The organism is Pseudomonas sp. F007 (assembly GCF_057814275.1).
This window is the reverse complement of the sequence record NZ_JBVATA010000007.1, coordinates 1-11,830: the sequence shown is the minus strand read 5'-3', so window position 1 is coordinate 11,830 and position 11,830 is coordinate 1. Positions and strand designations below refer to the sequence as shown.

Annotated in this window: 13 protein-coding genes and 1 rRNA gene; 4 read left to right on the top strand and 10 right to left on the bottom strand. The window is 59.6% G+C overall.

All coding sequences use genetic code 11. From position 1 onward, the window contains the following. Positions 1–7: 7 nt before the first annotated feature. The 5 genes from flgD to ACZYR5_RS17845 form a co-directional block, all read right to left on the bottom strand. Positions 8–733, bottom strand: a complete 726-nt coding sequence (gene flgD, locus ACZYR5_RS17865; RefSeq protein WP_489090828.1) for a flagellar hook assembly protein FlgD — start codon at positions 731–733, stop codon at positions 8–10. Between the two features lie 15 nt (positions 734–748). After that, positions 749–1,192, bottom strand: a complete 444-nt coding sequence (gene flgC, locus ACZYR5_RS17860; RefSeq protein WP_007937507.1) for a flagellar basal body rod protein FlgC — start codon at positions 1,190–1,192, stop codon at positions 749–751. A gap of 3 nt (positions 1,193–1,195) precedes the next feature. Next, complete coding sequence (flgB, locus tag ACZYR5_RS17855) at positions 1,196–1,603, bottom strand: flagellar basal body rod protein FlgB (RefSeq protein WP_489090827.1); 408 nt, start codon at positions 1,601–1,603, stop codon at positions 1,196–1,198. 219 nt (positions 1,604–1,822) lie between these two features. After that, positions 1,823–2,650 (bottom strand): protein-glutamate O-methyltransferase CheR, encoded by an 828-nt coding sequence (gene cheR / locus ACZYR5_RS17850; protein WP_489090826.1) that lies wholly within the window; start codon positions 2,648–2,650, stop codon positions 1,823–1,825. Positions 2,651–2,696: 46 nt separating this feature from the next. Then, positions 2,697–3,629 (bottom strand): chemotaxis protein CheV, encoded by a 933-nt coding sequence (locus ACZYR5_RS17845; protein ID WP_489090825.1) that lies wholly within the window; start codon positions 3,627–3,629, stop codon positions 2,697–2,699. Positions 3,630–3,710: 81 nt separating this feature from the next. Here ACZYR5_RS17845 and flgA point away from each other — a divergent pair, with 81 nt between their 5' ends. The 4 genes from flgA to ACZYR5_RS17825 all read left to right on the top strand — a co-directional run bounded on the left by flgA (position 3,711) and on the right by ACZYR5_RS17825 (position 6,290). Then, positions 3,711–4,472 carry a flagellar basal body P-ring formation chaperone FlgA gene (flgA, locus tag ACZYR5_RS17840; protein WP_489090824.1) on the top strand — a complete coding sequence of 254 codons (762 nt, stop codon included), beginning with the start codon at positions 3,711–3,713 and terminating at the stop codon, positions 4,470–4,472. A 146-nt stretch (positions 4,473–4,618) separates the two neighbouring features. After that, a complete protein-coding gene (gene flgM / locus ACZYR5_RS17835; protein WP_489090823.1) occupies positions 4,619–4,936 on the top strand; it encodes a flagellar biosynthesis anti-sigma factor FlgM in 318 nt (105 codons plus the stop codon). A 47-nt stretch (positions 4,937–4,983) separates the two neighbouring features. Then, positions 4,984–5,448 (top strand): flagella synthesis protein FlgN, encoded by a 465-nt coding sequence (locus ACZYR5_RS17830; RefSeq protein WP_489090822.1) that lies wholly within the window; start codon positions 4,984–4,986, stop codon positions 5,446–5,448. 95 nt (positions 5,449–5,543) lie between these two features. Further along, complete coding sequence (locus ACZYR5_RS17825) at positions 5,544–6,290, top strand: flagellar brake protein (protein ID WP_489090821.1); 747 nt, start codon at positions 5,544–5,546, stop codon at positions 6,288–6,290. A gap of 50 nt (positions 6,291–6,340) precedes the next feature. On the opposite strand, the gene ACZYR5_RS17820 is transcribed toward ACZYR5_RS17825, so the two are convergent. From ACZYR5_RS17820 to rrf, 5 genes are all read right to left on the bottom strand, one after another. After that, positions 6,341–7,738 (bottom strand): MFS transporter, encoded by a 1,398-nt coding sequence (locus ACZYR5_RS17820; protein ID WP_489090820.1) that lies wholly within the window; start codon positions 7,736–7,738, stop codon positions 6,341–6,343. Positions 7,739–7,809: 71 nt separating this feature from the next. Continuing rightward, positions 7,810–9,051 carry a glutamine synthetase family protein gene (locus ACZYR5_RS17815; RefSeq protein ID WP_489091218.1) on the bottom strand — a complete coding sequence of 414 codons (1,242 nt, stop codon included), beginning with the start codon at positions 9,049–9,051 and terminating at the stop codon, positions 7,810–7,812. Between the two features lie 197 nt (positions 9,052–9,248). Then, the gene (locus ACZYR5_RS17810) at positions 9,249–9,941 is read right to left on the bottom strand and encodes a sensor histidine kinase (protein WP_489090819.1); all 693 of its coding nucleotides are present in this window, start codon (positions 9,939–9,941) and stop codon (positions 9,249–9,251) included. Further along, positions 9,938–11,542 (bottom strand): response regulator, encoded by a 1,605-nt coding sequence (locus ACZYR5_RS17805; protein WP_489090818.1) that lies wholly within the window; start codon positions 11,540–11,542, stop codon positions 9,938–9,940. The genes ACZYR5_RS17810 and ACZYR5_RS17805 overlap by 4 nt, the downstream gene beginning before the upstream one ends. A gap of 214 nt (positions 11,543–11,756) precedes the next feature. Beyond that, positions 11,757–11,830: ribosomal RNA gene (gene rrf / locus ACZYR5_RS17800) — 5S ribosomal RNA — on the bottom strand; the annotation flags it as partial.

Below are 11,830 nucleotides of genomic sequence, written 5' to 3'. Positions count from 1 at the left end.
GCCGGCTCTATAGACCAATGGTTTGTACTTTGGACAGGGCGATGGAGCCCATGTTGGCGAGGTTGAGCATCATCTCCCCGCCTGTCTGGCTCAGGGTCACGCTGTTGACGGTCGCCGGCAGGTAGGTGATCAGGTCGGTCGCCTTGTCATCGATCTGCGCACTGGCCTTGAAGGTGTAGGTGCCCGGGTCGAGTTTCTCGCCTGCGGTATTGGTGCCATCCCAGACAAAGCTCGCACTGCCTTGGGCCTGGCTGCCCAGGTCGATGGTTTTCACGGTCTTGCCGTCCTTGTCGCTGACGGTCACGGTCGCACCGGCCACCGAGGTCGGGACCACCACCGAACCGGTCATGCTCTTGGTGGTATCGACGTAGGCCGAACTGGTCTGCACGATCACCGAGCGTCCAACCAGGGACGAGGCCTGCAAGGCTTGCGAGGACTTGAACGAACCGGAAATGTTGTTCACCGAAGTGTTCAACGTGGTGATGCCTTCCAGGCTGCTGAACTGCGCCAACTGCGCAACGAATGCGCTGTTGTCCTGCGGATCGAGCGGGTTCTGGTTCTTCAGTTGGGTCACCAGCAACTGCAGGAAGGCATCTTTGCCCAGCTCGTTCTTGCCGGTCGTGCTCTTGGTAGCTGCCGCCAGGCCATCACTGCTGGTATTGGTGACGGTCTTTGAGGAATTCGCAAGAATGTCCTTGAGGCTCAGGCCGCTGGTGGTATCAGTAACACTCATCGGAGTTGCCCCTTATCACTGACCGAGGGTCAGGACCTTCTGCATCATGGTTTTGGCGGTGTTCATCATTTCCGCGTTGGTCTGGAACGAACGACTGGCGGAAATCATGTCGGCCATTTCCTCGACCACGTTGACGTTGGGGTAGTAGACATAGCCCTTGGCGTCGGCAGCCGGATGGTTGGGTTCGTAGCGCGCTTCGAGGTTGCTCTGGTCTTCGACCACGCCGAGCACTTGCACACCCTGCCCCGCCGCGTCCTGATTCTGGAACAGCGAATCGCTGCCACCGGACTGGCCGCCCTGGAACATGGTGGCGAACACCGGGTGGCGCGCGCGGTAGGTCTGGTCGATGCTCGAAGACACCGTCTCGGCGTTGGCGATGTTACTGGCCACGGTGTTGAGGCGGGTGGTCTGGGCGCTCATGCCACTGCCGGCAATGTTGAAAACGCTGGACAGGGACATGGATTACTCTCCGCGCAGGGCCGAGATCAGCCCTTTGAATTTACTGTTGAGCAGCGTGAAGCTGGCCTGGAAGTTCACCGAGTTTTCCGCGTAGTTGGACTGTTCCAGCTGCGCGTCGACGGTGTTCTGGTCGATCGAAGGCTGCATCGGCGTGCGGTACAGCAACGACTCGTCGCCACTGCTCAGGCCCTGGGCTTCGATATGACGGCTGTTGGTCATGTTCAAGGCAAAGGTGCCGTTGCTGGTCTTTTCCGCCTGCGCCTTCAGCACAGACGCAAAGTCCAGGTCCCGGGCCTTGTAGTTCGGGGTGTCGGCGTTGGCAATGTTGTTGGCCAGGACTTCGGCACGCTGGGCGCGGAAGCTCAGGGCCTGCTCGTGGATACCGAGCGCTTTGTCGAAGCTGATGCTCATGGCGCAAACCTTCAGGTGACCAGATTTATCGTATCCGGGTCTTTAGCAAGCGCCGTGCCAGCTCGCCGGAGCCCGTAAACAGGGGGCCCGGCAAGTAGCGGCAAGGCGGCAATGCCAGAAAAGCGGCAAGCGCTTTCCGGCACCCGCCGCTTTTCTGCCGCTTGTGAGAGGTTGAATCAGCGGACAGAAAAAAGGGAGCCGCTGAGGGCTCCCGTCTTTTTACTTCGCCTGGTAGATGATTCCCGGGCTGCACTGGACCATCTGGTAGTGATCCGGCAAACCGTTCAGCGCCTCCGAAGCACCGAGAAACAGATAGCCGCCTGGCTTGAGCGTACTGTGGATGCGCAGCAGGATGTCCTTCTTCACTTCCGCAGAGAAGTAGATCAGCACGTTGCGGCAGAACACGATATCGAACTTGCCGAGGCTGGCGTAGCTGTCCAGCAGGTTGAACGAGCGGAACTCCACGCGACTCTTGATCGGTGCCTTGACCGCCCAGCGCCCCGGCCCTTTCGGGTCGAAGTAGCGTTGCAGGCGATCAGGCGACAGGCCGCGACCGATTGCCAGGCTGTCGTACTCACCGGACTTGCAGTTGGTCAGCATGGTCCCGGACAGGTCGGTGGCAACGATCTGCACGCCCATGCGCAACTGACCCATGTTGACCCGCTCGAACTCGTCGATCGACATCGACAACGAATAGGGCTCCTGCCCCGACGAACAGGCTGCCGACCAGATGCGCAGACGCTGCCCGGGGCTGGCCTTGATCGCCTCGGGCAGTACTTTGTTCTTCAGCACTTCAAACGGATAGGTATCGCGAAACCAGAGGGTTTCGTTGGTCGTCATCGCGTCCACCACCATCTCGCGCAAACCGCCGCGAGGCTGGGTCTGGATGCGCTGGACCAACTCGCCCAACGACTTGATGCCTTGCTGTTCCATCAGTTTGTTGAGACGGCTCGAGACCAGATACTGTTTGTTTTCACCGAGCAAAATGCCACAGGCTTTTTCCAGGAAGACCCGGAACTGTTCAAAATCCAAATTACCCGTAGACAAGGATACCGCCTCTTAAATCGTGTTGATCGCCAGGGCCAGAAGCCACTTAGCTGATATCTGCTGCTTTGATCCGGTCGACTACCCGGGATGCCAGGTCATCAGGACGGAACTTGGCCAGGAAGTCATCGGCACCGACCTTCTTGACCATCGCCTGATTGAATACACCTGACAGCGAAGTATGCAGGATGATGTGCAGCTTTTGCATGCGTGGGTCGCTGCGGATCTCCGCCGTCAGGGTATAGCCGTCCATTTCCGGCATCTCGATGTCAGAAATCATCATCAGGAACTCTTCCTCCGGCCTCTTGCCTTCGTCGACTAGCTTGCGCAGGTAGTCCAGCGCCTGCCGACCGTCGTTCAGCGCCACCACCTCGACCCCGACTGTCTGCAGGCAACGCGAGACCTGCTTGCGCGCCACCGAGGAGTCATCCACCGTCAGCACCCGCAGCGACAAGGCCTTGTGCTGGGTCTCGACGTCCACCACGCCGACCGAAATGGCCTCAGGGGTAGGAGCGACTTCCGCCAGGACCTTCTCGACGTCGATGATTTCCACCAACTGGTTGTCGACCCGCGTCACCGCCGTCAGGTAGTGATCGCGCCCGGTGCCCTTGGGCGGCGGATGGATCTCTTCCCAGTTCATGTTGACGATCCGCTCCACCGAGCGCACCAGGAAACCCTGGGTCTTGGTGTTGTACTCCGTGATGATCACGAAGGGATTGCTTTGATCCTGCAACCCGCCCGAGCCCGTGGCCATGGCCAGGTCGAGAATCGGAATGGTTGCCCCGCGAATACTTGCCACACCGCACACGACAGGATTGGATTTGGGCATCAAGGTCAGTTTCGGGCATTGCAGCACTTCCCGAACCTTGAACACATTGATGCCATAGAGCTGCTGACCGTCGAGACGGAACAACAACAGCTCCAGGCGATTCTGCCCTACCAGTTGCGTGCGCTGGTTTACCGAATCCATTACACCAGCCATGCCCAGCCCCCTACACCAACGCTAAGTGTGTTGCGACGCACATTCATCACTAAACGGCACGGCGCTTGCTTTTTAACCGCTATGAACCTGCACACGACATTTTTTCGACACCTGACCCGCGCCCCTCGCCGTTTACTCGGCGCGGCAGCGGTGGCCGGTCTTTTTGCTACTGGCAGCCCTGCCGTTGCTGATCCGGTTACCTTGCCTGATCTCCTTATCGGCGTCACTCAGGGCTTTCTTGAATTCACCGTCGAAGACTATCTGGCCACCAGCCAGACCCAGGGCCGCTACGAAATCGAAGTCAAACAGCTCGATCCGCGCCTGCGCCTGCCGCAGTGCGACAAGGAATTGACAGCCACGCTGGAGAGCCCGGCCAAGCCGATTGGCCGCGTCACGGTGAAGGTTCGCTGTGATGGGGTCTCGCCCTGGACCGTGTTCGTACCCGCTCAAGTGCGGCTGTTTCGCGAGGTCGTGACCAGCACCCGGCCGCTCAAGCGCGCGGGGATTATCGAGCCTGGGGACGTGATGCTGCGCGAGCGCGATATCAGCCTGATCAACCAGGGCTACCTGACAGACGTGGAGCAGGCGATCGGACAAAAACTTGTCCGACCAATGGTCAACGATCAGGTGATTACCCTGGTTCATCTGGAGCAGGCCGAAGTGGTGCGCAAGGGTGATCAGGTGGTGATTACGGCCCGCAGCGGCACCCTCAGCGTGCGGATGCCGGGGGAGGCCCTGGCCAATGGCGGCATGAGTGAACAGATCCGGGTGAAGAATCTGAATTCACAACGGGTGATCAAGGCCCAGGTCACGGCCCCCGGCCAGGTGGAAGTCGCCATGTAGATCACTGGCGCGTTATCGACCCATTCCCTAAACTGAGCCTCACGCAGGGCAACAGGCGACGCTGCCCCCCTTAAATGTCCCTAAAGTTTTCTCGCATTGGGCCGAAAACATGGCAAGCGTCCAAATTCCCAGAGGTTTTCAGCATCATGGTCATCGATTTCAGCCGTTTGAACAGCTCCCCCACGCTCACCGGAAGCACGCGCACCAGTGCCAGTAAAGACACTGCTGAAGCCGCGCCGCTGCAGTCCCAGGCCGAAACGGCCAGTGCCAGCAAAAGCGGGGAATCGGTACACCTCAGCAACGAGGCCCAGCAGTTGCAGAAGATTTCCGACACGCTGCGCGATCAGCCCGCTGTCGACAAGGCCCGCGTGGCCGAGTTGAAAGCCGCAATTGCCGATGGCAGCTATAAAGTCGACAGCAACCGCGTAGCCAGCAAACTGCTCAACTTCGAAGCCCAGCGCTAGCCACCGGCCTGCGCAGGCTTTTGGACGCTTAAAAACCAAGGCCAGCCATGCACGATACCAATCTACTGCAACTGATCACCGACGACCTTGCGCCAGCTCAACAATTGCTCGATCTACTGGGGCAAGAGTCCCTGGCATTGCACGGTCGCGACATGCAATTGCTCGAACATATCCTGGCGAGCAAACAGGGCCTGATCGTTTTACTGGAACAACACGGCCGCCGGCGCAGCGAAATTTTGGCCAGCCTAGGCTTGCCGACCGATCGCAGTGGCCTGGAACAGCTTGCCACGCACTCCAGCATCGGCGAACAACTGCTGTCCCAGAGCGATGTACTCAATCAATTGCTCAGTGATTGCCGCGACGCCAATGAGCGCAATGGCCGCTCGATCCAGGTCCAGCAGGCGAGCACCGCCAACCAGTTGCGCATCCTCAATGGCGGGGAGTCGCCGCCCCTGTACGACGCTCGCGGATCGACCGCCACGCTGGTCAAGCGCTCGCTCAGCCAGGTTTGACTTCATCATCAAGCGTGCTCTATCAAGGCGCGATACATGCTGGCAGAATGCTAGCCCCTGCGTGTGACCGTATTCTGTCCGGAGAGTGATAAACCGTGTCCAATGCCTTAAACGCGGAAGATGCTCCGCAGCCACCGAAGGTGCTCACCACCCCTTTGGAAATCGCCGGCAACCTGCGAATGCTGCTAGAGAGCCATGATCCTCTGATCATCACGTTCCACGAGCGCACCCAGCGTTTCCAGAGCTACGTGGTCGATGTCGACCGTGAGAACAATTCGATCGCACTCGATGAAATGATCCCGCGCGACGGCGAACGCTTTCTGCTCGCAGGCGAGCCCTTCCGGATCGAAGGTTTCCACGAAGGCGTACGTATCGCCTGGGAAAGCAACGGCCCGCTGACCATCGACGAATCCAACGGCACGCGCTGCTATCGCGGCACCCTGCCGGACGAAGTGGTCTATCACCAGCGCCGCAACGCCTTTCGCGCGGCCTTGAAACTGGCGCAACTGGTGAGCATCGAACTGGCCGGCGAAAAGCTCAAGGTGCCCCTGGCTGGCAAGCTGCTGGACATCTCGGCCACCGGCTGCAAGCTGCGCTTTGACGGCGACATCACCCATGGACTGCAACTGGGCCAGGTCTACGACCGCTTTCTCGCCGCCCTGCCCTTTGGCAGCATGACAACCCCGGTCGAGCTGCGTTACCTGCACCATGAAGAAAAGATCGACACCACCTTTGCTGGCGTGCGCTTTCATAACATGAGCGGCCTGGTGCAGCGCCAGGTCGAACGCTTCGTCTATCAGTTACAGCGCGAGGCACGTCGTTTCGACAAAGACGACTTCTGATCGACAGGCAAAAAAAACGGCCGTGACTGGCCGTTTTTTTTGTCTTCAATTCAAGGTCTGGCCCCGGTGAAGGTATGGGGATGCTCGCCGTCCGGGTCATCTGGCGGCGTGTCATCGCCAGGCTCTTCAGGCTTGTCCGCCGCATCAGGTTCAGGCTCGGAGTCGGGTTCCGGCTCGGTACTTGGGGTGGTTTGCATCTGGTCCTGTACCACCTGCTCGTCAACCCGCGGATCGAGCGCTGCCACCAAGGGTGAACTGGACATGCTGTCTGGCATCGCCACGTGGTGCAGCGGCGCGTCGTCGACCTGATGCAGGTTGGTCACCGCTTTCGGCCGAATGCGCCATACCAGCACCAGGGCGAAGAAGCTGAAAAAGCCATAGAGCATCTGGCTGCCGAAAAATTTCATCAGCACACCGGCCACCAAGGGCCCGATGCTCGCCCCGACCCCGTAGGTCACCAGCAGCATGGCGGTCAGCGAAACACGCCGGTCGCTTTCGACGTGGTCATTGGAAAACGCCACGGCCAGCGGATACAGGCAAAACTGCACCAATGAACAGACAAAGCCGGCAATGAACAGCACTTCCAGTGGCACCTTGGGCATGATCGCCAAGGGCAAGGCCGCGAGCGCCAGGCAGATCGCAAAACTGCGAATCAGCAAGGCCCGATCGTAGCGGTCCGACAACCACCCCAATGGCCACTGCACCACCAGCCCGGCGAAAATGCAGCTACCCATGAACAGACCGACCTGCTCGGTGGTCAAGCCCTGCTGCGAGGCGTAGAGCGGCGCCAGACCATAGAACGAGCCGACGATCAGCCCCGCACCCAGCACCGTGCTGAGGGACTGCGGCACCCGCTTCATGAAGAAGCGCGGCTCCATCGGCGCCGGGTGCAAGGGCGCCGGGTGAATGCGTCGGGTGAGCGTGACGGGCACCAGGCACAGCGCGAAACACAGGGCCACCAGCATCAGCAGCTCCAGTCCCAATGAAGGGTGCATGACCAGAATCAGCTGGCCCAATACCAGCCCCAGGTAGGAGGCGATCATGTAGCCACTGAATACCATGCCCCGTTGCTTGGCATCGGCCTGCTCGTTGAGCCAGCTTTCAATGACCATGTACTGGCACATCATGCCGAGGCCCACCACCATCCGCAGGATCAGCCAGGCCGGCAGCCAGTCCACCAATCCATGCCCGAGCACCGCCGCTCCAACAATCCCGGCACACGCTGAATAAGCACGAATGTGCCCTACCCGGGCAATCAGCCGGTGGCCGATTTTGCCGCCCAGGACCAGGCCGAAATAGTTGGCGGCCATCAACGCACCGACCCACAGGCCATCGACCTGATCCGCGGCAAGGCGCAATGCCAGGTAGGTGCTGAGCAAGCCCGAGCCGATCAACATCATCAGCGAGGCGAAGTAAAGCGCTCGAAAAGACTTCCAGATCTGGCGCATCGGCGTTCCGAGCGGCTCCTTGAATTGAGGATCGGGCTAGCTTCAACGATAGCCCGACGGTGACGGTTCGGTTAGGCCTGGGCCGCCAAAATTCGGCGTTCCCAAGGGGTGATTTCGTCAAGGAAGCTGGTCAGCTCCAGGGTCTTCGAAGCAATGTAGCCTTCGATGAACTCTGTGCCGAACAGTTCCTTTGCCAATTGGCTACGTTTCAGACGCTCGAGTGCAGCATGCAGGGTACAAGGTAGCGACAAACTTTCCGGTACGCTGAATTCGCCCTGGATCGGCGCGGTGGGCTCCAGCTGATGTTCAATGCCATGCAACCCCGCCGCCAGGCTGGCAGCGATGGCCAGGTAGGGGTTGGCATCAGCACCCGGCAAGCGGTTCTCGACTCGACGCGCGACAGGCGAGCTGGCGGGAATACGTAGCCCGGCGGCGCGGTTGTCGTGGGACCAGCAGGCATTGTTGGGCGATGCGAACGGATGGCACAGCCGCTGGTAGGAGTTCACGTGCGGCGCGAAGAGCGCGGTGAATTCGGCCAAAGCCGCCTGTTGCCCACCGATGAAGTGGCGGAACATCGCGGTCGGCGCGCCCGCCTCGTCACTGAACACATTTCGCCCGCTACCTGTCTCGACCACGCTCTGGTGAATGTGCATCGAACTGCCCGCGGTGTGTGCCAGTGGCTTGGCCATGCACACGACGGTGATGCCATGTTTGAGCGCCACTTCCTTGAGCAGGTGCTTGAACAGGAATGTCTGGTCGGCCAACAGCAGGGGATCGCCGTGCAGCAGGTTGATTTCGAATTGACTGACACCCATCTCGTGCATGAAGGTATCGCGCGGCAGCCCCAGGGCGGCCATGCATTCATAGACTTCATTGAAGAACGGGCGCAGGCCATTGTTGGAGCTGACACTGAACGCTGAACTACCGTCCTCGCGCCGACCGTCCAGGCCAAGCGGTGGCTGGAAGGGCTGGGTCGGATCGGTGTTTGGGGCAAAAACGAAGAACTCCATTTCGGTCGCTACCACCGGCGCCAGATCGAGTGCCGCATAGCGCGCGATGACCGCCTTGAGCTGACCACGGGTGGACAGTCGAGAACTCTCGCCGCTCAGCTCATCGGCATCGCATATGGCCAGCGCGCGCGGCTGGGCACTCCAGGGCAGGCGGTGGATCTGCCGGGGGTCGGCGTTCAGTGCCAGGTCACCGTCGTCGCTGCCGTAGAAGCGTGCCGCCGGATAACCGCCCATGATGCATTGCAACAACACACCGCGGGCCATCTGCAGGCGCCGCCCTTCGAGAAAGCCTTCAGCGGTCATCACCTTGCCGCGGGGTACACCATTCAGGTCAGGGGTGACACATTCAATCTCGTAGATACCGGTCAATCGCTGCGCGAGTGATCCCTGGCCGTCGGTCGTCATGACTCTATCCTTGTTATGTGCGGGCCGCGAACGGCGTCCCGTACAAAATAGGCTTCAGCCGTTCGGAATTTCAAGCACTACCGTCAGCTCAGTTATCAAGGCAGATAAAGACTGAACAAACCACCCCCCAACGGACCGCCGTTGCTGATTTCGGTACGCCCATGCACGCCATTGCGCTGATGCAATTGGGCGATGCGGGAAGCGAAGTACAAGCCCAATCCGGTGCTGCCGCTGCTTGGGTTGATACCCTGGACGTATTCAGCCTGCCGCTCGATCATCTGCGCCGGGTATCCCTCGCCATCGTCATTGATCGTGAGTACCAATTGCCCGGTTTCCTCTCCAACGCCAATCAGCAACGACTGCCGCGCGTAGCGAATGGCATTGTTGATTGCGTTGGCCAGCACCGTACTGATCAGTTCGCGGTCGAAGAAACCCAGCGGGCTCAGCGGATCAACCTCATAGGTGACCAGCAGGTTGCGACTCTTGAACACTTCCTGATGGGCCGCCAACTGCGCCTCGATGAAGTCATCCAGCTCATGGTAATCGGGCCGTATCGGCAACTGGTTGACACCCAGCTTATAGAGGCCCAACAACTGCACCAGCATGCCGTTGAGATGAGCAAACTCGAAATCGATCACGCCTTGCTCGTCGGTGTGGGCCTGGGCGTCGGGCAAGCGCGCAAGCCACTGCCCGTGGGCCTGCATGAGCACCGTCAGGGAGTTCTTCATGTCGTGTACGGTGGAGGCGATCACCGTGGAGAAATCCAGCCCCTGGTCAGCTTCATTCATTGTTCCAACGCCTTGCTCTGCAACTTCTGATATCGCGGGTAACGTGCGTCGCTCTCGGGCATCAAGCCAACCATCTTCAGACAGCGACGGCATTCATCCAGCAGTCCCGGATCAAGGCTGGCGGTGGCGCCATGCAGGATCGACTGCGCCATGTTGAGGGCAATACTGATGTTCTTCGGTTGCAGCAACAGGGCACCACGGAACAGCTCGCGGGCTTCGGTCAGCGCACCGGCCTTGTAGCTGCGAACGCCTTGGCGATTGAGGTCTGCCGCGGCCGTGCCTGAGTTGAGAATCGCCGGGTCGTCGGTCTGCTTGGCGATGCCGCGCATCACCGCAGGGTCATCACCGTAGATTTCCGCGCAGTTCTTCAGCATCGAATCACTGGCCTGTGCCTGGCCAAGCAACTTCAATTGCTTGGCCACCAGCAACGCCGCGTCGGCGCTCATGAATTTTTCCATGCCATCGAGGCGAGTCATTGCCTGCTCGGTGAGCTTGTCGGCGGTCTCGGCGTCGTTGATCAGCAAACTGGTGGCTTTCATCAACCGTGCACGAATCTGTATACCCGGGTCACCGGGGTTGTCCTTGGCGACTGCACTCAGGGTTTGGTTGATCTCCAGCCGGGCTCGGGTATCCAGCCCTCTGTCGCTGCCCTTGCTGATCAGTGCGTGGGCCAGCCCGAGGTTGCTTTCGGGATCCTTGAAGCGTGACTGTGCCCCCTGGGAGACCGCCTGGCGATAGGCTCGAGCGGCAGCGTCGAAGTCCTCGTTGGTCATGGCCAGCTTGCCCAATAGCGCTTGTCGACGCACCGCCAGGGGGGAAAGCCGCACCGCTTCCTCAAGCACACGCTGGGCAGATTTGGTCTCGCCCTGGGAAACCAGCACATCCGCCAGACCGTCGTACAGACCGGGCATCATCGGAAAGACTTTCAAGGCCTTTTCGTACAGAGCCTTGGCTTGCCCGATTTGGCCACGCTTGAACAGCAAGCGGCCCAATCCAACGTAGGCCCATGGCAACGGGCGATCGGCCAGTATCGTGTTGTAAAGCCGCTCCAGCACTTCATTCTGATTCATGTCGCGCAGCGCATCGGCTCGATAGCGCAGGCACAGCGGCGAGTAGCGTGGATCCTGCTTGCACAGGGCAATGCACGCGTTCAGCACCTCGACCGGCTTGCCGCGATCCAATGCCTGCATGATCGGCTTGAGCAGGGTCTTGCGCTGCTCCAGGCGCTCGAGGCGCTGAGCCAGGCCGGCGCGTGTGAAAGGCTTGGTCAGGTAGGCATCCGGCTCATGTTCAAGGGCGCTGAGCACCATGGCCTGGCTGCTCTCGGCGGTGACCATGACAAATACGCTTTCATGGCTGATCAGTTTTTCAATCATCAGGTCTTCGAGTACCTGCTGACCATTCTTCTTGCCGTCGCCCAGGTGGTAGTCCTGGAGGATGAAGTCATAGCGCTTCTGCGAGCACATACGCAGGGCGACTTCGCCGGTGTCGGCGGTGTCGACGTCCTTGACCCCCAGCTCACGCAACATTGATCGGACAGAACTGCGGAAATCCGAGAAATCATCGACGATCAAAAAGCTTTTTTGGTGGTACGCCAGCATCGAAGATTCCAGGCAATTAGAAAGATGAACCCAAAAGACAACCGTCTATCGGGTTATCGGCCGCAAGTGCCGTTCTCTTGAAGGGCTGGAAGAACATTCGTGAATTTATCTGGACGAGATTTTGACTTAATCGCCGGGTCATTGGCTGATGGATTTCCCGGGCGCAAAAACAAAACCCCTACCTGCATACGCAGATAGGGGTTTCGGAATTTAATCTTGACGATGACCTACTCTCACATGGGGAAACCCCACACTACCATCGGCGATGCATCGTTTCACTGCTGAGTT